At 46.3% G+C, this 23,569-nt stretch carries 25 protein-coding genes and 1 pseudogene; 14 read left to right on the top strand and 12 right to left on the bottom strand.

The window, feature by feature from the left end; all coding sequences use genetic code 11:
• Nucleotides 1-3 precede the first annotated feature (3 nt).
• Nucleotides 4-930, top strand: a complete 927-nt coding sequence (locus NZD89_RS12370) for an IS110 family RNA-guided transposase (protein WP_268008000.1) — start codon at nt 4-6, stop codon at nt 928-930.
• Nucleotides 931-1,001: 71 nt separating this feature from the next.
• Here the strand turns inward: NZD89_RS12370 and NZD89_RS12375 are convergent.
• Nucleotides 1,002-2,167 (bottom strand): IS3 family transposase gene (locus NZD89_RS12375; RefSeq protein WP_268004145.1). Its coding sequence is split into 2 segments (ribosomal slippage): nt 1,002-1,906 and nt 1,906-2,167, totalling 1,167 coding nucleotides; the frame shifts between segments, so codons are not numbered across the junction.
• Nucleotides 2,168-2,769: 602 nt separating this feature from the next.
• Between NZD89_RS12375 and NZD89_RS12380 the strand changes: the two genes are divergently transcribed.
• Both NZD89_RS12380 and NZD89_RS12385 read left to right on the top strand, forming a co-directional pair.
• Nucleotides 2,770-3,099 (top strand): HIT family protein, encoded by a 330-nt coding sequence (locus NZD89_RS12380; protein WP_268008001.1) that lies wholly within the window; start codon nt 2,770-2,772, stop codon nt 3,097-3,099.
• A gap of 141 nt (nt 3,100-3,240) precedes the next feature.
• Nucleotides 3,241-3,732 (top strand): shikimate kinase, encoded by a 492-nt coding sequence (locus NZD89_RS12385; RefSeq protein WP_431308713.1) that lies wholly within the window; start codon nt 3,241-3,243, stop codon nt 3,730-3,732.
• On the opposite strand, the gene NZD89_RS12390 is transcribed toward NZD89_RS12385, so the two are convergent.
• Nucleotides 3,690-5,051, bottom strand: a complete 1,362-nt coding sequence (locus NZD89_RS12390) for an IS4 family transposase (RefSeq protein ID WP_268008003.1) — start codon at nt 5,049-5,051, stop codon at nt 3,690-3,692. The two genes, NZD89_RS12385 and NZD89_RS12390, sit on opposite strands and share 43 nt — an antisense overlap.
• Before the next feature lie 445 nt (nt 5,052-5,496).
• Between NZD89_RS12390 and NZD89_RS12395 the strand changes: the two are divergent.
• The 3 genes and pseudogenes from NZD89_RS12395 to NZD89_RS12405 all read left to right on the top strand — a co-directional run.
• A pseudogene (locus NZD89_RS12395) lies at nt 5,497-5,736 on the top strand (ArsR/SmtB family transcription factor); the annotation flags it as partial.
• A gap of 93 nt (nt 5,737-5,829) precedes the next feature.
• Nucleotides 5,830-6,234 carry an SRPBCC family protein gene (locus NZD89_RS12400; RefSeq protein ID WP_268008479.1) on the top strand — a complete coding sequence of 135 codons (405 nt, stop codon included), beginning with the start codon at nt 5,830-5,832 and terminating at the stop codon, nt 6,232-6,234.
• Nucleotides 6,235-6,505: 271 nt separating this feature from the next.
• Nucleotides 6,506-6,970 carry a DUF8821 family protein gene (locus NZD89_RS12405; RefSeq protein WP_268008480.1) on the top strand — a complete coding sequence of 155 codons (465 nt, stop codon included), beginning with the start codon at nt 6,506-6,508 and terminating at the stop codon, nt 6,968-6,970.
• A 153-nt stretch (nt 6,971-7,123) separates the two neighbouring features.
• Here the strand turns inward: NZD89_RS12405 and NZD89_RS12410 are convergent, their stop codons facing one another.
• The 4 genes from NZD89_RS12410 to NZD89_RS12425 form a co-directional block, all read right to left on the bottom strand.
• Nucleotides 7,124-7,297: a hypothetical protein gene (locus tag NZD89_RS12410; protein ID WP_268008004.1), complete on the bottom strand. Its 174-nt coding sequence runs from the start codon at nt 7,295-7,297 to the stop codon at nt 7,124-7,126.
• A gap of 334 nt (nt 7,298-7,631) precedes the next feature.
• Nucleotides 7,632-8,012: a hypothetical protein gene (locus tag NZD89_RS12415; protein WP_268008005.1), complete on the bottom strand. Its 381-nt coding sequence runs from the start codon at nt 8,010-8,012 to the stop codon at nt 7,632-7,634.
• A complete protein-coding gene (locus NZD89_RS12420) occupies nt 8,009-8,836 on the bottom strand; it encodes a hypothetical protein (protein WP_268008006.1) in 828 nt (275 codons plus the stop codon). Before NZD89_RS12420 ends, NZD89_RS12415 begins: the two co-directional genes overlap by 4 nt.
• Nucleotides 8,806-9,108, bottom strand: a complete 303-nt coding sequence (locus tag NZD89_RS12425; protein ID WP_268008007.1) for a hypothetical protein — start codon at nt 9,106-9,108, stop codon at nt 8,806-8,808. The genes NZD89_RS12420 and NZD89_RS12425 overlap by 31 nt, the downstream gene beginning before the upstream one ends.
• Nucleotides 9,109-9,518: 410 nt before the next feature.
• Here NZD89_RS12425 and NZD89_RS12430 point away from each other — a divergent pair, with 410 nt between their 5' ends.
• Together NZD89_RS12430 and NZD89_RS12435 are read left to right on the top strand one after the other, a co-directional pair.
• Nucleotides 9,519-9,740, top strand: a complete 222-nt coding sequence (locus NZD89_RS12430) for a hypothetical protein (RefSeq protein WP_268008008.1) — start codon at nt 9,519-9,521, stop codon at nt 9,738-9,740.
• Nucleotides 9,741-10,000: 260 nt separating this feature from the next.
• Nucleotides 10,001-10,531 carry a dihydrofolate reductase family protein gene (locus NZD89_RS12435; RefSeq protein ID WP_268008009.1) on the top strand — a complete coding sequence of 177 codons (531 nt, stop codon included), beginning with the start codon at nt 10,001-10,003 and terminating at the stop codon, nt 10,529-10,531.
• A 168-nt stretch (nt 10,532-10,699) separates the two neighbouring features.
• Here NZD89_RS12435 and NZD89_RS12440 read toward each other — a convergent pair whose 3' ends face one another.
• Entirely contained in the window at nt 10,700-11,284 is a 585-nt protein-coding gene (locus NZD89_RS12440; RefSeq protein ID WP_268008010.1) for a CGNR zinc finger domain-containing protein, read from the bottom strand.
• A gap of 185 nt (nt 11,285-11,469) precedes the next feature.
• Between NZD89_RS12440 and NZD89_RS12445 the strand changes: the two genes are divergently transcribed.
• Nucleotides 11,470-11,943, top strand: a complete 474-nt coding sequence (locus NZD89_RS12445) for a nuclear transport factor 2 family protein (protein WP_268008011.1) — start codon at nt 11,470-11,472, stop codon at nt 11,941-11,943.
• Between the two features lie 345 nt (nt 11,944-12,288).
• Here the strand turns inward: NZD89_RS12445 and NZD89_RS12450 are convergent, their stop codons facing one another.
• The gene (locus NZD89_RS12450; protein WP_268008012.1) at nt 12,289-12,669 is read right to left on the bottom strand and encodes a hypothetical protein; all 381 of its coding nucleotides are present in this window, start codon (nt 12,667-12,669) and stop codon (nt 12,289-12,291) included.
• Entirely contained in the window at nt 12,666-13,766 is a 1,101-nt protein-coding gene (locus tag NZD89_RS12455) for a hypothetical protein (protein ID WP_268008013.1), read from the bottom strand. The genes NZD89_RS12450 and NZD89_RS12455 overlap by 4 nt, the downstream gene beginning before the upstream one ends.
• A gap of 870 nt (nt 13,767-14,636) precedes the next feature.
• Here NZD89_RS12455 and ltrA point away from each other — a divergent pair.
• The gene (ltrA, locus tag NZD89_RS12460) at nt 14,637-16,442 is read left to right on the top strand and encodes a group II intron reverse transcriptase/maturase (RefSeq protein WP_268005262.1); all 1,806 of its coding nucleotides are present in this window, start codon (nt 14,637-14,639) and stop codon (nt 16,440-16,442) included.
• 202 nt (nt 16,443-16,644) lie between these two features.
• Here ltrA and NZD89_RS12465 read toward each other — a convergent pair whose 3' ends face one another.
• Nucleotides 16,645-17,367 carry a type 1 glutamine amidotransferase domain-containing protein gene (locus NZD89_RS12465; protein WP_268008014.1) on the bottom strand — a complete coding sequence of 241 codons (723 nt, stop codon included), beginning with the start codon at nt 17,365-17,367 and terminating at the stop codon, nt 16,645-16,647.
• Nucleotides 17,368-17,756: 389 nt separating this feature from the next.
• On the opposite strand from NZD89_RS12465, the gene NZD89_RS12470 reads away from it, so the two are divergent.
• Nucleotides 17,757-18,245 (top strand): DinB family protein, encoded by a 489-nt coding sequence (locus tag NZD89_RS12470; protein ID WP_268008015.1) that lies wholly within the window; start codon nt 17,757-17,759, stop codon nt 18,243-18,245.
• A gap of 233 nt (nt 18,246-18,478) precedes the next feature.
• Nucleotides 18,479-18,856, top strand: coding sequence for a nucleotidyltransferase domain-containing protein (locus NZD89_RS12475; RefSeq protein WP_268008016.1), 378 nt, complete (start codon nt 18,479-18,481; stop codon nt 18,854-18,856).
• 428 nt (nt 18,857-19,284) lie between these two features.
• Here NZD89_RS12475 and NZD89_RS29595 read toward each other — a convergent pair whose 3' ends face one another.
• Nucleotides 19,285-19,761: a CBO0543 family protein gene (locus NZD89_RS29595; RefSeq protein ID WP_369125267.1), complete on the bottom strand. Its 477-nt coding sequence runs from the start codon at nt 19,759-19,761 to the stop codon at nt 19,285-19,287.
• 669 nt (nt 19,762-20,430) lie between these two features.
• Between NZD89_RS29595 and NZD89_RS12480 the strand changes: the two genes are divergently transcribed.
• Entirely contained in the window at nt 20,431-21,675 is a 1,245-nt protein-coding gene (locus NZD89_RS12480; RefSeq protein WP_268003651.1) for an IS4 family transposase, read from the top strand.
• 203 nt (nt 21,676-21,878) lie between these two features.
• Nucleotides 21,879-22,505, top strand: a complete 627-nt coding sequence (locus tag NZD89_RS12485) for an SAM-dependent methyltransferase (protein WP_268008481.1) — start codon at nt 21,879-21,881, stop codon at nt 22,503-22,505.
• 254 nt (nt 22,506-22,759) lie between these two features.
• Here the strand turns inward: NZD89_RS12485 and NZD89_RS12490 are convergent, their stop codons facing one another.
• Nucleotides 22,760-23,524 (bottom strand): SDR family NAD(P)-dependent oxidoreductase, encoded by a 765-nt coding sequence (locus NZD89_RS12490; RefSeq protein WP_268008017.1) that lies wholly within the window; start codon nt 23,522-23,524, stop codon nt 22,760-22,762.
• Nucleotides 23,525-23,569 lie beyond the last annotated feature (45 nt).

Raw genomic sequence — 23,569 nt, forward strand, 5'->3', positions numbered from 1 at the left:
ACTATGAAGACTATCACAAAGTTTGTAGGTTTGGATGTATCCAAGGATAATATCGCAGTAGCGGTAGCAGACGAAGGTCGAGGGGAACCGAGATATATCGGAATGTTCCCTCATACGGTGGAAGCTGTAAGGAGTCTGGTAAATAGATTGGATTCAGATGAAGTCGAACTGGAGTTTTGTTACGAAGCTGGTCCAACAGGTTACGGGCTCTATCGACTACTGCGTGCAATGGAGATGCCGTGTACCGTTGTCGCACCTTCCCTCATTCCGGTTCGCCAAGGAGATCGAGTGAAGACAGACAAGCGAGATGCGTTGAGATTGGCACAATTGTTCAGGGCTGGAGAGTTGGTTGCAGTCTTTGTTCCAAATGAGGAAAACGAGTCATTACGGGATTTAGTGCGGGCACGGGAAGATGCGGTGGAAGACCGTACACGGGCAAGGCATCGGCTATCCAAGTTCCTACTCAGACACAATCGGCGTCCTGAAACTAAGCTTAGTGCTTGGGGAGCTATGCATCGTCGGTGGTTGGACGGTCTAAAATGGACGGATCGTCGAGAAGAAGTGGTGTACCAGGAGTATTTGCATCATTTAGACGAAATTGAGGGACGTCTCAAACGTCTTGAGGCAGCTATACATTTGGAGGCAACGGAAAGCGAGAGAGCTCCAGTGATTCAGGCTTTGCAAACACTGAAGGGTGTTGCAGAGGTCATCGCAACCTCTTTGGTCGCTGAGGTTGGGGAGTTTCGTCGTTTCCATAATCCAAAGCAGTTAATGGCATATGCCGGACTGGTACCATCCGAGTATTCGAGTGGTGTATCTCGAAAGCAGGGTAGAATCACGAAGTCTGGGAATTCACATCTCAGACGGGTTCTAGGAGAGGCAGCATGGTGTTACCGATACAAACCGGCCATTAAAGGAAAGTGGTATTAAGTCAATAGAATGGACACCCCAAAACAGAGAAATTATAAGTTTTAATATTCTGATATGATGCCTGTTATCGTTCAGCTTGCTGCAGCTCTTATAGCGTGGAAATATCTTCTTTCGAATTCAACCGGTGTTAGAAAACCGATTGATGAGTGAACTCGTTCCCGGTTATACCAGACCTCGATGTATTCGAAGATCCGCCGGATTGCCTGTTCCCTCGTTTTGAACTTTTCCAGATAGACGAGCTCTCGCTTGATAATGCTGTGAAACGACTCGATGCACGCATTATCAAAACAGTTACCTTTGCGACTCATGCTACCGACCATCTTGTATTCTCGCAGCTTGTCCTGATAGTCATGAGAGGCATATTGGCTCCCACGATCCGAATGATGCAGCACGGTTTCTGTTGGGTCTTGGCGTTCGTATGCCTGCTCCAGTGCCCTGATGCACAGCTCTTTCGTCATCCGTGCTCCCGCACGCCAGCCCACAATCTTACGGCTATAAAGGTCCATTAGGCTAGCCAGGTAGACCCATCCTTCGTCCGTTGGGATGTAGGTGATGTCTGCCATGTACACCTGGTTGGGTCGCTCTGCTACAAACGTTTGATTCAGTACATTCTCCTGTACCGGATAATCGTGGTTCGAATACGTGGTCGCCTTGTACTTGCGAACGGTACGGCTCCTCAGTTGATTCTCTCGCATGATTTTGGCCACGGTCTTCTGCGCCACACGCTCGCCTTCCTGGCGCAGGATCTGCGTGATTTTAGGACTGCCATAAAGACGACGGGATTTCACGAATATCTGATGAATCCGCTTCGTTATTCGCTTCCGACGTTTGGCTCGCTTACTCTCAGGTCGTTCACGCCAGGCATAATACCCGCTCCGAGATACACCCAACACTTTGCACATCTTCTCAACTGAAAATTTGGAGCGGTGTCTGTGGATGAATTTATACCTTACTTCCGGTCGTTGGTGAAGATGCACATAGCTTTTTTTAGGATTGCATTCTCCTCTCGAAGATCACGTAGCTCTCGCTCTAAGTCACGAATTGTCTGAGCTTCTGACCTGAGGTTCCCACTCCCAACAAACGGGGCGGACGGATCCTCCTTATATTTCGACATCCAGCCATACAACGTCTTTTGTGATACGCCTAGCTCCCGAGCTACTTGGCTCGTCGTTTTCCCACTCTCCAAAGCCAATTGCACTGCATGAAGTTTGAATTCCTTGTCGTACTTCTGTGTCATGTGGCTCACCTCGAATCGCCTTATTCTTACATTCCCGATTCGTTGTGTCCACTATTACAACCTAGCACCAAAAGATTCGAAAACGGCAAGAAGGGCAGAGTCCCAAGGTACAGGACATTGCTTGGCGAGCACAAGACAGACTTCATCGAAAGTATATGAAGATGGTATCTAGAGGTAAGCATCACAATGTAGCCGTCACTTCAGTAGCTAGAGAATTGCTGGGATTTATATGGGCCATCGCATGCGAGGCAGAGCGTCAGATGGAAACATCGACTGCAGTGTAACTTTTGTGGGATAGAACTGTAATAAAGAACGATTGTAGTTAGGGTTGAAGGTCGGGACTGAAGGCACAGGAATCCGGTACGGGGAAACCTCGTCCCCCTTTTGTGCAAGGTTCAGAACCTGACGCACGTGACTAGTCCGAGGCAGCCCCATGACGGAGGTACGAAATGTGGTAACCAACCCACGGATATCAGTGTGCCAACCGTCGACGAACCTTGCCTTCGGTCCGGGCTTTTAACCCCATCACGACACGGGGCTTGACGGTGTCGTTCATATCAAAGGGCAGGAATGTTGAACAAGAGATAGACGGGAGGTATACCATGACCGAAGATTTTTATTGCGATGAAGTATTAAGCGGAAAAACGTCTGTTGAAAAAGTATTTGAAACCCAAAATGTACTGGCATATCACCATACACGTCCTTTTTATCCAGTACATATAGTCGTAATTCCGAAGCGACATATACCATCACTAATTACTTTAGAGGATGCAGACACCGACATCCTTCTTGAGTTGTTGAATGTCGTTAAAAGGGTTGCGATTCAGGTAACGAATGAACACGGGGCATGCAGGGTTTTAACCAATCTTGGAAAGTACCAGGATTCAAAGCATCTACACTGGCACGTCGCCTTTGGCGAACCCTTTCGATGAAAGTTGTTGAACTAAGGGACAGGATAGAACAGTATGAGTGTATTAGCATATTTCGTAATATTTATATAAATCACTGGAATCATCGGGGGTGGAAGTGTGAAGAAATTTGTTTTGATATTCGGTCCACAAGCTGTCGGTAAAATGACAGTTGGACATGAACTCGAAAAGATAACGCAATTGAAGTTATTCCACAACCATATGACGATTGAACCGCTGTTTGCGATTTTCGGAGATGCAGAAGAAACATGGAGATTGTCGGGGGTATTCCGACGGCAGATATTTGAGGCAGCCGCTAAAAGCAATGTGGATGGGTTAATTTTTACCTATGTATGGGCATTTGACTTACAAAGCGACTGGGATTGGGTAGAAAATGTTTGTAAGATTTTCGAAGCCGAAGGTTCTGAAATTTATTTTGTGGAACTTGAAGCGGACTTACAAGAACGACTTGAGCGTAACAAGACTCCTCATCGCCTGGAACATAAGCCAACAAAGAGAAATATCGAATGGTCTGAAGCTCACCTCAAAGAGACGCTGGAACAGTATAGATTGAACTCGTACGATGGAGAAATCACCAGAAAAAACTATTTAACTCAACTTTCGCAGGCCAAAACAGGGAGATATGCCTTGATATAGCTGGGTAAACCGTCGATCCACCGCTGTAGTTGACTGCGAATCAGTTTCGAGAGTCGTTTGCCTGCCTTCTTGGAAACATCATTTACAAGTTCAACCAATTGGCTCAATGCGATGGCCCAGTCCAGTTCGCTCACTTCGTCGCAGAGCATTAGAAATAGATTCCCCAATGCACGGTCGTCCGTGCTCTGGCGGTGCTGCCAAGCTAACAGAATATACCGTGAAAAGACAATCGTCGTGTGGCTGATGAGCATGTCATAGGAACGTCCTTGAAACTCTTTCTGCAGACGCAGTAATGATTTTGTGCATTTGAAGAACACTTCAATGTCCCATCGAATGCCGTAAATCTGTACGATTTTCTCGACCGTCAGCGTCGTATCTGTAGACAGGATAGCCAGCCATTCCTTCTTGTTGGTTCGGTGACGAACGAACACCATTTTGATCGGGATGCCTGGGCGCAGTTGAGTATGTATGGACCTTAAGATTCCTTTCTTCGTACTTTGAACGGGCGTAGCAGCGTAGTACAGCTCTTGCAAGGACAGGCACCGTCCGTCGAGTAAATATCGTTTGTTGTCCGCCTTGACCATTTCGATGACGTCCAGTCCCCTATCCAGCACGGCTTGAATCAACGGAGCGTGCGTGAACCAACTGTCCATCAATACGTACGAGGCATTCATTCCAGCAGACAGAGCACGGTCAATCATGGCAGGGATGATATCTGGGGCCGGGAGAAGTGATTCCATTCTGCGTTTGTATCCGTGAGTGCGTTTATCAATCGATTGACCCAAGCCTTGAATCTGCGACTTGACGGAACTGAGGAGAGAAAAGTCCACTGGGACGAATGTATGACCGTCAGACCAGCCTAACGTCAACATGCGAAATCCCTTGTAGTAGCAATTCCGTGCATGGTCTTTGAATCGAGCCAAGAGTTCCACGCACTTACTCCTGTTCCGCTCATACATGGAGTCATCGACAACGAATACGCTGACACGCTTGTCAGATGTTAACGAACTGGTTTTGTTCACGGCCTCCACACTGAGCAATAGGAGAAAGCGTCGCCATGCAAATCCGGCATGATTGAGAAAACGGTACACAGCATCCTTGCCAGGATATGATTCTGACTTTGCGCTATCAAGAAATTGAAACCAGTTTCGATGATGGAAGATGAGCACAAACACAAGCTGGAATAGGTAGGAACACGCAACCCCAAACCTCTTGGTGATGCCAGCATTACGCAGATGCTTAAGGACCTTTAGTTCTTGAAAGGCAGGACGAATTTCGACAGGCAATTGATTGTTGTTTTCCGTCTCATAACCTATCATATAGGAGAGCACCTCTTCCGGTATGGTAGTGTTTGGTCGCATTTACTATACCAAAGGAAGTGGTGCTTTTGATTTGTCAACGTTAATATTCTAATCCGTTCAAGTCTTTACGCACAAGGGCTAGCTACACATTTCACTCTGCGAAAGTTGAGTATTTAAGAATAAACAATACGAATCTAAGTGCTCAGGAAGTTGCTCAAATGATTAAGGATAGGTTCAATTTATAGAGATTCTTATTGAGCTAAAGGAGGCATAAATCCCATAAGCACTGTTGCTTCAAACCGCATGAACATACATCGACTGATGGTCGGGTGTTACTGCACTACTGGGCAGGTTAGCGACAGAAGCCCTCAGATCGTCTAGTAGGTCGGGCGAGTTTGACACGACACAGATTGGTGTCCTATAATGAATCGGAAACCAATTGGTGTCATATTAAAGGGGGAGGGTGGTTTTGCCTGATACAAGTGAAACACGAGACGTTTATTCTGCGGTAGCCGATCCAACCCGACGAAAACTAATTCGTCTGTTGGCAGATGCAAAAGAATTGCCTCTGCACGAGTTGACGGCTCAATTTCAAATGGGGCGTACGGCAGTTTCCAAACACTTGTCGGTCCTGAAGGATGCCCATCTGGTCTTGGATCGAAAAGTAGGACGGGAGACACGTTATAGGCTCAATCCTATTCCACTGCGAGAAATTCAAGATTGGGTATCCTATTATCAACAATTCTGGACAAATAAAATGGTTGCCTTAAATCGCTTGTTAAAGGAGGAACAAAACATGGGAAAAGACGTGTCACTGGATTTTCAATTTAAGAGTGCAATCGATAAAGTATGGGTCGCCTTAACAGACTCGAATACTCTGGCGAAATGGATGCTTTTCCCGCAAAATGATTTCAAACCGATCGTGGGACATAAATTTCAGTTTCGTACCGAACCGAACCAATGGTGGGATGGGATTGTAAATTGCGAGGTCCTCGAAGTGGGCGAGCCTCATCGGTTATCGTACACATGGGTAAGTGGCGTGGAAAACACGACAGTGACATGGACTTTGAAACAAGACGCCGAAGGAACCACCCATGTGCATCTCGATCAAACTGGATTCAAGGAAGAGCAAGCATTCAGTGGGGCACTGTATGGTTGGCAGAGCATGGCTAACCAGCTCGAAAAAGTGTTGGCGGACTAAAAACTCGGGGTTCGATTTGCGTTCTAAGCATATAGGCATAACATTCTATTCGTACATGTCATGTACGTTCTTTGCAAATGAACGAGGCTTGTGCCATACGAGTGCATGAGCATTTAAAGCAGCTGGAGCAAGCGGATATAGAACTTGAAAAGGAAATAGCGCGACGGGATCGGGCCGTTGTAGAAGCATATAAATGCCTTCAGGAAGCAGCGGCAGCAAGAAATGTGGATTCCTGTTATTAGGAAATAAAGAGATAAAAGGAGCCGTGGAAATGTCCTATATCGTTGATTTTAAAAATGTGTCTACGGTTGGTTTAGAGTCTTCACCTTTAGCAGAAGCGCTTGCTGGTTTACGTGCTAATGAAGCCCGTTACTTTATGAACAAATACAAGCATGAATTTACGGTTGTACCAGCTGGCGAAAGCCGGGAGACACTTGATTATGTAAACCGAATTTTGAAAGAAGAACGTGATATTGAGTTTGCGGCCAAACCTTTAGAAACGTCGCGTTTTCAAGTGGAAAATATCAAATGGGCCTACGTCTTTTATGAGGATGGTCTTGAGGTCAACGTCATGTATACGGTTGATGACCCTAAGAAGCGGGCCGTTGGTTTTAAGCTTTCTGAGGGGATGGAGGTACCAAAGGAATTAGAAGGGAAGTTTAAGTTTGCTAGGCAGAAGTCTAAACTAGCTGGAACAATTCGGGGCTCATTTTTTGTAATTAAAGGAGAATATTAAAGTAAGCGAGAGCGCATTGGAGGAATCCAGCCATTTTGTAGCCGCTCACGCTGTTTGTCGGTGGCTCGGTCACCGTTATTGGCGGAGCGGCTGTAGTGCCAATCTGCCAGCAGTATGAGCGTTCATCCGTCAGTCATTTCAGCCGTGAATCAATCAGCCAACAGCCCCGCGTTGCCATTCCTGGTCATTGAGTACCCGCTGGATGTGCCCTTCCTCAATCGCTTCGCTGTCCCGTGCCGCCGCGTCATAGAGTGCCTGTGTGCAGAATTGGTTTACAAAACGAGGAATACCACGGCTGGCGGTGTAAATCATTTGAATATTCTCCATCGCTATCCCGTCGGAACGGCATGTTCTGCCAGTTCCATTTTTCCATGGGCGTCATTGCTCGGTGGCTTTCAAATTAAGATCTATAGTACAAATGTTAGAAGGCATCATATTAAGATCTATAGTACAAATGTTAGAAGGCATCATATTGGAATAGCCTCTCGGCATTGGAGCGCAGAACAGTAAGATATATCGGAATGCCTTCCAAGAATCCACTGGAAAATCTGCGAGCAATGGTTTAAACCACCGTGTTCCTTGAAAAAGGGTATAACAAACAGAGCGATGACGATCCGATTTTCAAAAAGTCATCGCTGGAGATGGTATGATTGGGGTATTTTCAGGCTGACAAGAGTATCGACGATAGGTCTAGATTACTCTCTTGGTACCAAGCGTCCATGTGTTGGCACATGGCAATGCCATAGATGCGGACGGTCCACATCATGGTGCTGCGATGCTTGGCAGCTTCGAGGAGAAAATCTTCCTTTGCTCGCTTGTTGCTACGCTCGCAGGTGGTTCTGCGTTTGTAGACATCGTTCCACTCGTTGCTGTTGCGGACGACGGGTGGGAACAAGCGAGGATTGTGTTTGGTATATGTGTGTACGCATCTTCCGTAAGGTGAATCAGAACAGGGCGTATCACAAGTCACCACACCTTTGACGACGAGTGGACAATAGTACTTTCGGCGACCGCGTGTGTAGTCGTAGCCACGATCTTTCATCTCCAGCCCCTTTTTACAAAACGGAACCCCAGTAGGGGAAAATGTGATGTCATCCTTGCGAACCCCTTGCTCCCCGTACTGCGCAGGTTTAAATCGATAAATGGCTTTACTTTCCGTGATAGAAGGTACTGGTAGATTGACAGTGCGTCGTGCGCGGCATCTAAAATGGCTTTGTCCCAGGTATATTCACGAAAGCGTTCGACGAACTCACGCGCACTGACTACCCAAGAGGTCGCATCATGGCGCGAAGCTCGTTGAAGTCTGGGGTAAAGTGGCAGGTCGTAAGGACTATCCGCAGCAACAAACGTGTAAAGGTGATAACCGAAGAAGTACCTGTTTCGATAACTGTCCCAGCCCATATCACAGTCGGGTTGGGAATAGATACGATAGCATCTGCATGGCTTGATACCGAGTTCACGACAGTTGCAAAGTCGTCGGCTACGAACTTGGGTAGCTGTTTGAAGCGGCATTCCATCACCTGCGATTGACAGTGCGTTCGTGTCGCCCAGTAAGCCTAGAGTGGCAGATACGGTAAGGAACTGCTGTTGAAAGAGCACAAGCAATCTGTCAAATGGCTGTGGCTTGGTGGCTGAGCGCTTTTGTAGCTGAGCCATGAGATTTGCGATTTTGCTATACGCTTTGGTTGGTGCCTTTTCTCCCTTTTTGCCACCTTTGACTTTCTTTCGATTGAGTCTGAGCTTGGGCGAAAGATTCGCGGAGGTATGAGACCACAGCCGCTTAAAGAAATGGTAGAAGGTACCGACACCAGGCGTTTTCCCGTACTCAAAGCCACTCAGGATGGCATACAGTGGGCAACGATGCAACTGATTGACCCACTCTGTAATCGATGGTTCTCGACCTGCAACATGAGTAGATAGGAACGAAGTAAGTCGGCAGGGTCAATGGACCTTGGACCACGACACGAAAAAGCTCCTTCGAGTAAGCGAAACGTGCAAGAGAGGTCGGTAATCCAGAACTTCTTAACAAGCGACCAGTCCTTTGCGACAAAGAGAAGCGACCCATTCCCGTAGTGAATACGAAGTTGTTGCTCAACGAACGACTGATACTGCTGATGAGACCGCACCATGGGTAACATAAAGCAACCCCAATTCCGATGAGATAGAGCGGTTAAGCCCTTCTCGGCGATTGTTGGGGTGATTCTAAAAAGTCAAGTATTATTTGGCGCACAGCGTATTTTCTTTTCATGGTGGTGTTGAATTTCCAATTTTGAATTGTCAAGTGGAACTGACGAACATGGGGGCAAACGAAGATCCTCCAGGCACAGAACCGTTGAGGGTTCAGCGACAATCCAATACCGAGAGGCTATTGGACAAACGGGGGCATAAGTCCCATAAGCACTGTTGCTGCAAACCGCATGAACATACAGCGACTGAGGACCAGGTGCTATTGCACTGGGCAGCTTAGCGACAGATGATTCCAATAAAAACGTGTTATTAAAGCACAATAAACTATGTATAAAAATTCCTTCGGAAAGGTTTGTGCTTTATGTGGACGCTGAAGGTATATGTGAAGAGGGAATGTATCGAGAGCCATACCTATAAGTCGAAGGAAGAGGCAATCGCCAAAAAAGAAGAATTAATACAGAAGTATCACAATGTAGTTCTCCTCAAAGAAACCGTATTGAAAACGGGAATTCAGACTGTAGATGCGTTTGTTTCATTTGCCGTTGCTACAGTTGAGGTGGTCCTCGGGTCTATATTTCGTTAGAAATGGTGACAACTTCAGAAACGGTGGTATCCATAATAATTTATTCCGTTTCGGAGAACGAACATGAAACAAGCCCTTGTAGTCATTTTTGTTAGAATATTTACTCGCCCGATGTAATGTCGCTAACGAGTTATATCGAAGCGGTGCGCGAATGATTTGCATAAAAATGCATGGTTGGAAATACCGTCATTGATCAACTATGGGGCATAAGTGTGCAATAGCGATTATATTCGAATGAATCAGATACAGAGGTATAAATTGTGGGTGATAAAACGAAATTAGTCTTCTATGGAGCTATAAGTGTAGATGGATACATTGCACGAGAGAATCATTCTTTGGATTGGCTGTTAGGAACAGAAGGCGAAGAGGATATTGGTTACTCAGATTTCTACGCTACTGTAGATATCATTTTAATGGGCAAAAAAACCTACGACGAAATTTTGATTCACATGCCCGATGAATTCCCGTATAAAGGCAAAGAGTGTTATGTATTTTCTCGTTCAACAACTGGAACTACGGACTATGTAGAATTTATCAACGAAGATATTATAAGGTTCACGAAGTCACTGAAAGAGCACACTGGGAAGCGGATTTGGATTGTTGGTGGAGGAGAAGTCTTGTACCCGCTTCTTCAAGAAAAACTTGTAGATGAATTTATCATTCAGATTGCTCCATCCATTATCGGCCGTGGGATTCCACTGTTCCTTCCAGGTGATCAAGAAAATCAATTGCGACTTATCGATGTGAAACAATACAAGCAAATGGCTGAGTTACATTATGAGCTAAAATAGGGTGTGAAGATTTTGAACTAATGGGACTAGAACTGAATAAGCCCGTTGCATCAGCTATTGCATGGATATACGATCGGAGAATTTTACTCTTATTGCTCATTTGGTCAGGTTAACTGAATAACCCCCCTTGAAGGATGCGATTCCTGTACGCAAACCAGCGGACATAGGTCACTCCCCTACAGTCGGTCGTTTTGCACGTTTCTCTTCATGACGGGCCACTTTTGCTCGGTTTCCACAGATTTTCATCGAGCACCATTTACGACGACCACTTGAATCCATAAACAACAGTACACAGTCCGGATTCGCACAGCGGCGAATGGTCAGTAATTCTTCGGAAGCCAATAATTTAAGTGCATCAAATGCAACAAGGGATAGAATGGCATCTGTTGAATCACCCACCGGAATGGGTACGAGACCTTCGGACAAAATTTTATACGACAAAGGCGCTCTTTGTATTAAGTCCTCTAAATGTACTTTCCATTTCTCCACCAGTGCGTTTCTGTCCGCCAATTTTTCAAATCCATTTCGTAAAAAACAACGCAATTTTCTCACGGCTTGCAACGTTTCCGGAGAATACCCAGTAGTTTGTATAGCAGCAAGGCTTCCTATTCCTTTCATGGAAACAAGCCAATGGTTTAAATCGGATTCTGTAACAAGCAAATCGTGACGAACACCACGTCGTACAACCTCTGTATTTACGAGATCAATGGATGGATGTCCTGAAATAAGGGGAAATTCCTCACGTTCGGTCATATTTCTTCCTCCCGATAAAACTAACCACATTGTACACCTTTGACAGGTTAGATAAAACCGCTTATGATACTAACCGTAAATATAAACAATAACAGGTTAGTTGGTGGCGAAGAGATGAAACAGCAAGATTAAACCATCCTTTGCCTAATGGAGAATCGTTTTATACTGAGAGGAGAGTAATGTTCATGCAGCGAGAATCTCGCAGGCCGTTTCCCCCGTTTGACGAATCAACAGCCCGGCAAAAGGTCCGCATGGCTGAGGACGCGTGGAATACCCGCGACCCTGAACGCGTAGCATTGGCTTATAGCATAGACAGTCAGTGGCGGAATCGGTCTGAATTTGTATCCGGCAGATCGGAAATTGTTGAGTTCCTGAAGAGGAAATGGAATAGGGAACTGGACTATCGCTTGATTAAGAGTCTATGGGCGTTCCACAACAACAGAATCGCCGTACGATTTGCGTACGAGTGGCACGATGATTCGGGTAATTGGTTTCGCTCTTATGGAAATGAAAATTGGGAATTCAATGAATCCGGATTGATGGTACATCGTCATGCATCCATTAACGATTTGCCCATCACTCAGGAGAATCGACTCTTTCATTGGGAACTTGGACCGCGCCCAAATGACATACCGGAGTTAGAGGAGTTTGGGCTATAAACGCCTACAAAACTCATAATGGGCCGTTTTACGTGACAGAGTTACGTAGGGTAGTACGAGAGAATGGCAACTCAGAAAATAGAACCGATTCGCTACAATGCAGGTGTCAAGTAAATTGGGCACCTGCTATTTTGTTGGAATCTGCTACGAAGTCTACTTGCAATAGCCTCTCGGCATTGGAAAGCAGAAAAGCAAGAGAAAGCGGAATATCTTCCAAGAATCCACTGGAAAATTTGCGAGTAACGGTTGAAGCGGCGGTGTTCCTTGAAAAAGGTATAGCAAACAGAGCGATGACGGTCCGATTTTCAAAAAGTCATCGCTGGAGATGGTATGATTGGGGTATTCTTAGGCTGACAAGAGTAGCGAACTCAGGTCGAGCGTACTTTCTTGGAACCAAGCGTCCATGTGTTGGCACATGGCAATGCCATAGATGCGGACGGTCCACATCATGGTACTGCGATGCTTGGCAGCTTCGAGGAGAAAATCCTCTTTCGCTCGCTTGTTGCTACGCTCGCAGGTGGTTCTGCGTTTGTAGACATCGTTCCACTCGTTGCTGTTGCGGGCAACGGGTGGAAACAAGCGAGGATTGTGTTTGGTATATGTGTGTACGCATCTTCCGTAAGGCGAATCGGAACAGGGCGTATCACAAGTTACCACGCCTTTGACAACGAGCGGACAATAGTATTTTCGGCGACCGCGCGTGTAGTCGTAGCCACGATCTTTCATCTCCAGCCCCTTTTTACAAAACGGAACCCCAGTAGGGGAAAATGTGATGTCATCCTTGCGAACCCCTTGCTCCCCGTACTGCGCAGGTTTAAATCGATAAATGGCTTTACTTTCCGTGATAGAAGGTACTGGTAGATTGGCAGTGCGTCGTGCGCGGCATCTAAAATGGCTTTGTCCCAGGTGTATTCACGAAAGCGTTCGACGAACTCACGAGCACTGACCACCCAAGAGGTCGCATCATGGCGCGAGGCTCGTTGAAGTCTGGGGTAAAGTGGCAGGTCGTAAGGACTATCCGCAGCAACAAACGTGTAAAGGTGATAACCGAAGAAGTACCTGTTTCGATAACTGTCCCAGCCCATGTCACAGTCGGGTTGAGAATAGATACGATAGCATCTGCATGGCACGATACCGAGTTCACGACAGTTACAAAGTCGCTTGTTACGAACTTGGGTAGCTGTTTGAAGCGGCATTCCGTCACCTGCGATTGACAGTGCGTTCGTGTCGCCCAGTAAGCCTAGAGTGGCAGATACGGTAAGGAACTGCTGTTGAAAGAGCACAAGCAATCTGTCAAATGGCTGTGGCTTGGTGGCTGAGCGCTTTTGTAGCTGAGCCATGAGATTTGCGATTTTGCTATACGCTTTGGTTGGTGCCTTTTCTCCCTTTTTGCCACCTTTGACTTTCTTTCGATTGAGTCTGAGCTTGGGCGAAAGATTCGCGGAGGTATGAGACCACAGCCGCTTAAAGAAATGGTAGAAGGTACCGACACCAGGCGTTTTCCCGTACTCAAAGCCACTCAGGATGGCATACAGTGGGCAACGATGCAACTGATTGACCCACTCTGTAATGGATGGTTCTCCGACCTGCAACATGAGTAGATAGGAACGAAGTAAGTCGGCAGGGTCAATGGACCTTGGACCACGACACGGAAAAGCTCCTTCGAGTAAGCGAAACGTGCAAGAGAGGTCGGTAATCCAGAACTTCTTAACAAGCGACCAGTCCTTTGCGACAAAGAGGAGCGTGCCATTGCCGTAGTGAATACGAAGTTGTTGCTCAACGAACGACTGATACTGCTGATGAGACCGCACCAAGGGTAACATAACGCAACCCCCATTTCGATGAGATAGAGCTGTTAAGCCCTTCTCGGCGATTGTTGGGGTGATTCTAAAAAGTCAAGTATTATTTGGCGCACAGCGGATTTTCTTTTCATGGTGGTGTTGAATTTCCAATTTTGAATTGTCAAGTGGGGCTGACGAACATGGGGGCAAACGAAGAACCCTTCAACAACAGAACCGTTGATGGTTCAGCGAAAATCCAATGCCGAGAGGCTATTGCACAAACGGGGGCATTAATCCCGTAAGCTCTGTTGCTTTAAACCGCATGAACATACAGCGACTGAGGACCATGTGTTACTGTACTACTGGGCAGAAGAGTTCAGTGCGCCATGAGGCGCTATGTATTGAAGCCGCAACAGTGCGGTTGGCGGGTACCTCATCCCGCCAAGGCTAGGATGGCATGCGTTGGGTTTGAGCAAGCCCAGGGTGTGAAGCCCATCTAACAATGTACCCGTGAGGGAGAATCGACCTCCCAAGATGCGGGGCTAGCCTCGAAGAACTGCTATGGTCAGCGAAAGCGAAGCCATGTCTGAAGCGTGGTCAACTGCAACACTCGAAATCGTCGGATGATACGAGTGGTTGGAATGAGCGTGGCACCCTTGAACTTGGTGTCCCGACCCGGACTCTCCGGTGGTCAGGGTCAGTATAGAGGTGCAACTCCCTGAATCTTCCCCGCGTATAGTGGCGACCTAAGGCAGCGAGACAACGCATAGCGAACGTGGGAACCGTTACATTCGTCCCAAACAGGATGGACAGCTACGTTGAAGTGAATGCAACGGGACGGAGGAATCGTAGTAGTCCGAGATGGATAATGACCATTACATGGCGAAGGGTTCCAGTTTGAAGTAGGTGCGCGTGAGTAAAGTAGGGCTCCCCCATAAGGGAGTGATTGCGATTTCTACCATCACTCAATCCTCCGCACAGGAGAGAAAGAGATTCGAAACACAAGCGCGCCTTGCACGCAGGTCTTTGGCACAACGACCATTCTCAAGACTGCATCACTTACTGAGATGGAATGTCTGGATTGATCTCTCCATTGCGAGAGTACTGAGAAACTCGGGTGCACAAACAGCCGGCGTAGACCACAAGACAAAATGGGATTATGCCACACAAGAGGCTTGGCAAAAGCTTCGGGAAGATGTGAAACAAGCACTCCGACTGTACGCATCGAGTCCAGTCCGGAGGGTGTACATCCCGAAGAGCCACAAGCCGCATGAAAAGAGGCCGCTTGGCATTCCAACCATTGTCGATCGCGTGGCCCAAGATGTTGTCCGCAGCATTCTAGAGCCGATTTACGAAGGCAAACAGCATCCACACAGTTATGGGTTCCGACCATACCGTTGCACCCACCATGCCATTGAACGCATTCGCTTTCTCATCGGTCGGCACCGCTACTGCTGGGTGATTGAACTCGACATTAAAGGATTCTTCGACAACGTAGACCATGAAATCCTGCTAAGTATCTTACGACGGAACGTTCACGACCGCCGTCTGATACGGGTCATCCGCAACATGCTCAAAGCAGGCCTCGTCTACGAGGGAGAATTTGAAGAGACAGAGCTCGGCACACCGCAGGGCGGCATTGTGAGCCCGTTGCTTGGGAATGTGTATCTGAATGAACTGGACGAATTCATTGCAAACAAATACGAATACCTGTCGCCTCGCGAACGACGAAAAGCGCAAATTCCCTGCTACATCGTGAGATACGCAGACGATGCAGTGATTCTCTGCAGGAGCAAAGAACACGCCGAGATACTGAAAGAAGAAGTTGCTCAGTTCTTAAATGAAAAACTTCGGCTTCAGCTGTCTGCAGAAAAGACACTGATAACTCATGCAGATGCCGGTCTTGATTTCCTCGGATTCAACATCCGACGATGGAAACGGCAGGGGCAAGAGCGAGTACTCGTTAAACCGAGCCGTAAGTCAATTCAGCGATTCAAGCGAATGATGGCCAAAGATTCGCGGGCATTCTGGATGGCCCCAGGTCCGGCAGTTGTCGCCACGTTGAACCGAAAAATCCGAGGCTTCGCGGAGTACTTCCGACGAGGGAATTCAAAAGATACCTTTCTGACCCTCGACTCTTATCTGTGGTGGTTAGTGTTCCAACGACTCAAACAAAGAACAAGAGAGCCGCCGGGCGTTGTGGCTAGACGGAACCAACACCGCTACAACGAAGCCGCCAACCTTCCATACCACAGAAAATCCACAGCGAAACACTTTGGGTTCAAGGACAGCGATGGAAATGTACACATGCTCGATAAGTTTGGGTTCTACAAGATAGAGTATCCGGATAAATGCTCTCAAAGGAATCCATATGTTTCTGAAGACCGAGAATGGCTTGATGGGAACCGTAAACTTCGAGCAACGATGAAAGTCCAGCGAGCCAGATACATAGCGAGATTGTACGGACTACCGGAAAATTGGGTGTATTACCGGCAATCTGTGATGAATCGGCAGAATGAGCGATGCGCGGTGTGTGCTTGTAAACTGACGGCACGCAACGTATACGTTGATTATTGGCCCGGAATTGCAGGAGATGTGTGGGGTAATAAGGAATCCATACCAGACTACTTCGTAGCCTTATGTCTGCCCTGCCATAGGCGACAACAGCGGCGGCGAAACAGAATTGTCACGGGTCAGACCGAACCATGTGCAACCTAAGACTACTTCAAATGGAGAGCCGGATGCGTTGAAAGGCGCAAGTCCGGTTCGGGGAAGGGCTCGGGCGTCCAACTACCTCCTGAAGGAGGTGGGTCGGCCCGGGCCTATTCTACATATGATGTCTTTCTAAATGAGAAATAGAATTCAGTGTCGGGTCTTCGTCTGAATTGTATTTCAACTGGAATGTATTTAAACTGCAAATCTAACTATTCGCCTGCAGTCTTTCCACCAAAGTTTGTGCAAATAGATGCGCATCCAATGGCCATCGAGCGGTAATTAAATTTCCATCTGTCAAACAAAATGGAATCCAAGGGGCCTTGCCATGTTGAAAATCTCCACTGGAGCAAAGCGAATTTTTCACCTCATCCTCAACATACTCAGGATAGGTCCTGTAATATTGACCCAGTTTCCATGATGTGAGGTAATAAGCCGTTCGCTCGAGTGTTTTCGTTAAAGCGGTGACTTTGCGACCATAGAGAATACTCTTTTCAGTTTTAGGATCTCTTGTCCGAGAAAGAACAATTGTACCGTGGCAAATAGCAGCCACGAGCCGTTTCTGATTCATAAATGTCAGAACTTTATCTTGAAGCGTTCTGCTTTCAAGATACTGCTTCATGCCTTTTGCGTGGCCACCGGGAAGCATTAGTAAATCGTAGTCCATTGGTTGTATATCGTAATATGGAATTGGATTATTGAAGTGATAATTTTGCTCAAGTTTGCCATACGCCTCAATTGCTTCAGGCTTTGCCCCGAGTTTACCAAACAATACACCTTTCAAGAGCAATGGATCCGTTGTGCCGACTTTACCTGTTTCGGTGCTAAAAATAACCTCGAAACCACTCTCGATGAATTTTAGCCATGGAATGCTCACTTCGGTCGTATCAAAGTCTTGGTCAGGTATGGAGATTAGAATTCTCTTCGTCACGTACATTCCTCCTCCTCGCTACAACCATCCACAGTCACGGGAGTTGTGCATGGTATTCATGGTTTTCGGCCTCTAGGTCAATGCATTCACGATACGACTAATTATAGAACAAGGAATGGAAACCGGGCTGGCGAATTGAAAACATTAGAGAATTATCTGCCTAATACCAATCGTTACTGACCTAACGAAGGCAAAAACTGAAGAAACAGTCTATCAGCGATTGTGTGAATGTTCAGTTCAACTATTCTGGTGTTGTTGTAGATCAGGGCAGTTTAGTTGAATAACAGAATGGGTCAAATACTGTACGACTCATGGTGATATACTTTGGGGGACACCCAAGACCGGACCACAATCATATCTAATAACTTATTTCGAAAGGATTGATACAAATGTCAGAAATTTTAGTGCGACAGTACGGATATATTCGCTCTACAAGAGAAATTCTATTAGCATTCTTGGAAGAGATACCACTTCAAAAATTATACGAAATTGTCCCTAACTTTGGACACGGAACCATCGTGCGAACTCATATCCACGTGGTTGATTGCTATCGGTATTGGCTCGGATCATTTGCATTTAATGAAAGGCGGGCGGACTTTAGAGACACGCCGGACTATGAAATTGAACATTCGGACGTTAACAAGATTCGTGACAGATTTAAGGAAGTAGACGACATCGTGGAGAGGTTTTTGGATGAATTTAACGAACGTTGGTCTGAAAATATCGAGAATGAGGTGGAATGGATGGATCAACCATTCACTGCAACTCCATTATTTCTCTTGACGCATACTGAGACACATGAGTTTCATCATAAAGGTCAAATTGTTTCAATGGCACGGCACTTGGGATACACGCCGCCTATAACGGATCTTGATTAGCCCGCGCCAAGTAAGACAAACTTTCAATAATCGCCTTGATCTTTTATTCAAGGCAATTTTCTTTCGTACTAGGTGATATAAAAATGCACCAAACCTGTAAAGTGGGTACCAAACAAGTGGGCAGGAGAGTGAGATATGACTTATACCACAATGATTTAGAATGTTACAGGATATTGTTGCTTTGTCTTTAAGCAGGTTCTTGAAATCTAAGACTCAGACGAGGATGTGTGAGTATGGTAGGGGACCTTGACCCACGAATTAAGAATCTGATTAGGGGTTTTCTGGAGTACGATGTTCCTCAACGCAATGGGCACCTTGAAACGGTAATTTTATGTGGCTCACATGCCACTGGACAGGCTACGTTAAGTAGCGACATCGACCTGTGTTATGTGGGTAGCTTTCCGACATTTAAACGCGAAAACATCGTGTTCCAAGGTAAGGATTTTGAACTTATGGTTGCCCCGTGGTCATGGTACGAAAATGTTGCCAGCGAACGTAAGTACGTAAACAACATCGGAACACCTATGGTTATGTTGGCGCAAGGGCGTTATGTATGGGGTAATTCTGACAAGTGGGTAGCCCTACAAAAAACTGGCACAGGCAACTTATAATGCTGGACCTGTCCAAGCGACTAATGAAGACATTCGCAAAATTCGATTTCATCTGACTAGCTTATGGGATGATTACTGTGATAAGGAAGGTCAGATCGAACGGCAATTACTTGCTATGTATGTGATTCAAACTTGCATTGAGTCAATATTCGTATTGCGTCAATGGTGGGCTGTGAAACCTAAGTATCAGCTTGCGGACTTACGTTCCAAGGACGCCAGCCTATCTCACAAACTTGAGCAATGTATTCAAACTCTCGGGTTAGAACAGGAAGTGCTACGAGATTTCTGTTCTTATGTACTAGACCCTATAGGCGGTTGGCTTCGTGAGTCGTGGAAGACTGGATGAATATGCGATTGCGCCGTATACAATGTGTGTTGCATATGGGCAGTCTAGCTGAATAAGTCCGTTCCATTTCCTCGTACTACAGTCATTTCAAAATAGGGACGTGGAAGACGACCATAAATGTAATGACAATGGGAATCGATATAGCAAAAGCCAATAACGGTCTTTTGTAATGAAGCCGTACCATAGGGAACATGATACAGTCGAACAAAACTGACCACCAGAATGTCCACCCGTGATAGTAATGGAAAAGTCCAATGATGACCCAAAACAGCTCGATCGCAGCGTATAACAGCACCCACCATAAAACATGGATGATCTGTTTTCGAATCGAATGTTCAGGAAAGCGACTGAGGAATATAAGGACTGAGAGTGGTATCCCGATAAGTGTGACAATCAGTGAGTTTAATGTGTGGCTTGGTAACCAGAAATCACTAAAGACCCATATCGGATAATTAACCGTGAGAAACTCATATAACAGAGACACGCCGACCGCATAAAGCATTGTAGACTGGTACTTCCGCGAATGCCTCCAGTCACCCCATTTCCATGTACCAAAAATCCAGCCCCATTTGCACTAAAAAGGTCAACATATATTATCCTCCGGCTTACATCTTGAAATGCCTTTACGATCAGTGTAACCCAATAAGCGCATAAGATTATTGGGTTATGAATCTCGGAAGGATTATTCAAAGGGGGCGAATGTTAAGAAGCGGTGTCAATCAACATTGTATATATATGCGTAATTTTGTATTATTTTTTCATTGTGGTGACCATTTGAATGTGTAAGAGCGGGGACACATTCCAGACTAAGTACCGGAAGTTGTTCACTGACGAAAATCTCACTAATTCTGCGAAAAACCTACCCGCGTTTCACAGAAGAACTCAGAGTATTGGGTTAAGGGTTGGAAAAGCACAAGAAGGTAATGGAACGATCCGCTGATTTTGTGTTAAGGCTGATGGGAATTGTGCTAATATTTGATTGTTTTTAGCTGAGTATAGAGGAGCTGAGTCTTGATGAGTCAGGTTGAGAAAATGGAAGGATTAGATCTTAGTCGGATTCACTAGCGTTGCATAAAGGAATTTATGGTTTGTCAAGTGCTTCGAGTTGTCAGAATGTATAGATGAAATGTTTGGAAGTTTCATGATTTAGACAACACCAACATGAAAAAATCTCCTTAGAATGAGAAGTACAGGTAGTCCTGTCCAACTCTCTCTAAGGAGACCCACCATGGACAAGGATACCACGAAATCGGCGTTCCGGGAGTATGTTACCCCGCTGAATGTCAGTACCATATTGCAGGAATTAAACCGTCTCAAGATGGAGCGGTACGTTAAGAAGCTCGGTGTCATCTCATTCATCCGGCTCGTCGTCTTCGCCCAGGTCAATCAAATCCCGTCACTGAAGGACATCAGTTTGGAGTTGGAAGCCAATGAATCCCTCCAGAAAGAACTGGCGCTAGACTCTATTAGTGCTTCCCAGTTGTCCAGGAAGTTGCGAGAAACGCCGTCATACTTTCTGGATTTCGTGTTCCGTGAATGTGTCGAGCAAATCACTCGCCAGGTCGGTGCAAAACGAGCGAACGAGAAAATGCGACGGATTAATCTGGTGGACTCATCGACCATTTCAATGTGTGTTTCACAGTATCCTTGGGCAGAGTTTCGCAGTACTAAAGCTGGTGTGAAACTGCACCTGCGTCTGGTATTTCTAGACGATCAAGTTGCGCCAGATAAGGCGATCCTCACGCCCGCCAAACCTGCGGACAAGACACAGATGGATGCGTTAGTGGTCGTAGAACCGAATGCGTTGAACGTCTTTGACCGTGGCTATGTGGATTACCGTAAGTTCGATACGTACTGTGCAAACGGAACGAAGTTTGTCACTCGGCTCAAAGATAATGCGGTCATTCACGAAGTCATTGAAGAGCGACAGGTACCGTCCGATTCACCGGTTACGAGAGAAGCATTGGTACGCTTGGGGAGTTATCCAAATTACGTGATGGAGCACACCCTGCGGTTGCTTGAAACCACGGACAATGAAGGCAAGCGCGTCGTGATACTGACGAATGACATGACGATGGATGCAGAGCAAATCTGTGACGTGTACCGAAAGCGTTGGCAAATAGAGTTGTTCTTTAAATGGGTCAAGCAGCACCTGGTACTCAAGCGCCTATACGGTCATAGTGAAAATGGCGTGTATAACCAACTGCTCATTGCACTGATTACGTACTGCCTGTTGATTCTCTTGCAAGCGAAGGTGTCCCACAGCGGCAAGCTACTTGAGGTTTACAAATGTCTACGTCTCTATTGGGACCGAGCCTTTTCTGAGTTTGTGAAGGCGTTGTACAAGAAACCAGGTCGAACATCCAAGGGACGACGACGATGCAAGGTGGAAGACATCTTTGAGCAAACGGTGCAGCAGTACATAGAGCGTGAAACGGAGCATCTTGAGACCGTTATCTACGACCTAATCTAACATTCCTGATTATGGATATTCGGACTACCTGACATAGGGGTATTGACCTTTTAGACCATAAGCCACGGAAACAAAAAATCCGAGTATTCAGTCCGTAACTTTGAACGGCAATTCACCCTCTCTTGACAGGCTCAGAGAAGTTTTATGCAACGTTAGTGAGTCGGATTGTGTTTATTGGTAGAACATGGGATGAATATTTACTCATGTTCAATTTGACGAAAGAAGAGTTGATTGGACGTGATGTTTTAGACTGCCCAGCAGGTGCATGTTCATTCACTGCAAACGCCAATCAGTACAATATCAGTGCAACTGCAACGGATATCGCCTATTATCATCAAGTAGACGATCTGGAGCTAAAGGGATTTCAGGACATTGAACATACAATGCAGTCAATGGAACACGCAGCGAACAATTATAATTGGGACTTTTTCAAAAACATTGATGGGTTAAAGCGAGTTAGAACTAGAGCACTTACGGAATGTGTTTCAGATATGAAGAAGTTTGGGGCAAGTCGTTATGTTCCTTCAATACTACCTCAGTTGCCATTTCAAAACAAACAGTTCGACGTAACGTTGTCGGCACACTTCCTGTTCACTTACGCAGATAGACTTGACTATAACTTTCATATTCAAACCATGAAAGAACTGTTTAGGGTGACACGGGAGGAAATTCGAATTTTCCCAACGGTTGATATGGAATGTAAAAGATATGAGCACATGGATACACTTCTTGAATGGGTTATCAGTCAAGGATGGGCTGCAGTAGAAATTCAAGTTCCATACGAATTTCAAAAGACCGCTAATACTATGCTGAAGCTGACAATAAAGTGAAATCTAATCCCTCTTGCAAGGCGCAAGGGGGATTTTTATCACTTTCCATCTTGAACAAGGGCAGATTAGTTCAATCAAGGTGTACAAGGGTTACACCCTTTGGGTGCGCGTGGTTCGGGACCAAGTCATGGATTCTCAGAGGAACGAGAACGGTCTTGCCTCAGCCTACCAAGACCGTTCTCTCCAAATAGTGAATTTTTTAAAGAGACATTGATTTAAGGTACGCCATCGATATTGTTCCTACCGTTCCTAAATCAATAATGAAAACCGAGCCCGCCATCTACCGCTAACGATTGGCCGGTAATTTGGCTCGCGTCGTCAGAAGCCAAGAACAAAACGCAAGGCGCAATGTCCTCCGGTGTCTGAATCCGACCAAGCGGAAGCTTTTCACCTTCAGTCTCGTACCAATTATTGGGCCTGCCGACCTGTTTCTGCACCTCCTTTTCACCCTCAGTCAGAACCCAACCAGGATGGACGCAGTTAACCCGTATCTTGTGCTTCGCCAATGAACGCGCGAGATTTACAGTTAAGGTGACAATGCCACCCTTTGAAGTGGAGTAGGCAAATAAGTCTGGTGTGCCGCCAAACGCATTCAGTGACCCGATGTTGATGATGGCGCCGCCGCCCCGTTCAATGATCTCAGGAATGGCAGCTCGACACGCATGGTACACGCCTTTTAGATTGACTTCCATAATTTTATCCCACAATTCTGCCGTCGTGTTCTGGATGGTCGCTCGGGGAAAAATACCCGCGCTGTTGACCAGGATATCAAGACCGCCAAACGTGGTCTTAGCAAACCTGACAGCGTCAAGCAAATCTGCCTCCCGGCGAACGTCGACACGGACAAATTGCGAGGACGCCCCGGCCCGCTTCCACTCCGTATCGGCCATCGCATCGACAGATAAATCAGCTATGACGACCGAGGCGCCATTCTCAACAAAGCGTTTCGCAATGGCTTTTCCAATCCCGCTCGCCCCACCCGTAACAAGGGCAACCTTGCCGGCAAAAGGATACTGCATACACGCCCTCCCGTCTGCTTTTACCCAAGTTCACCGCACCGGTTT

The organism is Alicyclobacillus fastidiosus, assembly GCF_026651875.1.
GTDB lineage: Bacteria > Bacillota > Bacilli > Alicyclobacillales > Alicyclobacillaceae > Alicyclobacillus > Alicyclobacillus fastidiosus.

Bases quoted from the DNA above. Each gene is read 5' to 3' on its own strand.
- NZD89_RS12370 (WP_268008000.1), top strand. From the start codon at position 4: ATGAAGACTATCACAAAGTTTGTAGGTTTGGATGTATCCAAGGATAAT.
- NZD89_RS12380 (WP_268008001.1), top strand. From the start codon at position 2,770: ATGACCGAAGATTTTTATTGCGATGAAGTATTAAGCGGAAAAACGTCT.
- NZD89_RS12385 (WP_431308713.1), top strand. From the start codon at position 3,241: ATGACAGTTGGACATGAACTCGAAAAGATAACGCAATTGAAGTTATTC.
- NZD89_RS12390 (WP_268008003.1), bottom strand. From the start codon at position 5,051: ATGATAGGTTATGAGACGGAAAACAACAATCAATTGCCTGTCGAAATT.
- NZD89_RS12400 (WP_268008479.1), top strand. From the start codon at position 5,830: ATGGGAAAAGACGTGTCACTGGATTTTCAATTTAAGAGTGCAATCGAT.
- NZD89_RS12405 (WP_268008480.1), top strand. From the start codon at position 6,506: ATGTCCTATATCGTTGATTTTAAAAATGTGTCTACGGTTGGTTTAGAG.
- NZD89_RS12410 (WP_268008004.1), bottom strand. From the start codon at position 7,297: ATGGAGAATATTCAAATGATTTACACCGCCAGCCGTGGTATTCCTCGT.
- NZD89_RS12415 (WP_268008005.1), bottom strand. From the start codon at position 8,012: ATGAAAGATCGTGGCTACGACTACACACGCGGTCGCCGAAAGTACTAT.
- NZD89_RS12425 (WP_268008007.1), bottom strand. From the start codon at position 9,108: ATGTTACCCATGGTGCGGTCTCATCAGCAGTATCAGTCGTTCGTTGAG.
- NZD89_RS12430 (WP_268008008.1), top strand. From the start codon at position 9,519: ATGTGGACGCTGAAGGTATATGTGAAGAGGGAATGTATCGAGAGCCAT.
- NZD89_RS12440 (WP_268008010.1), bottom strand. From the start codon at position 11,284: ATGACCGAACGTGAGGAATTTCCCCTTATTTCAGGACATCCATCCATT.
- NZD89_RS12445 (WP_268008011.1), top strand. From the start codon at position 11,470: ATGCAGCGAGAATCTCGCAGGCCGTTTCCCCCGTTTGACGAATCAACA.
- NZD89_RS12450 (WP_268008012.1), bottom strand. From the start codon at position 12,669: ATGAAAGATCGTGGCTACGACTACACGCGCGGTCGCCGAAAATACTAT.
- NZD89_RS12455 (WP_268008013.1), bottom strand. From the start codon at position 13,766: ATGTTACCCTTGGTGCGGTCTCATCAGCAGTATCAGTCGTTCGTTGAG.
- NZD89_RS12470 (WP_268008015.1), top strand. From the start codon at position 17,757: ATGTCAGAAATTTTAGTGCGACAGTACGGATATATTCGCTCTACAAGA.
- NZD89_RS12475 (WP_268008016.1), top strand. From the start codon at position 18,479: ATGGTAGGGGACCTTGACCCACGAATTAAGAATCTGATTAGGGGTTTT.
- NZD89_RS12480 (WP_268003651.1), top strand. From the start codon at position 20,431: ATGGACAAGGATACCACGAAATCGGCGTTCCGGGAGTATGTTACCCCG.
- NZD89_RS12485 (WP_268008481.1), top strand. From the start codon at position 21,879: ATGTTCAATTTGACGAAAGAAGAGTTGATTGGACGTGATGTTTTAGAC.
- NZD89_RS12490 (WP_268008017.1), bottom strand. From the start codon at position 23,524: ATGCAGTATCCTTTTGCCGGCAAGGTTGCCCTTGTTACGGGTGGGGCG.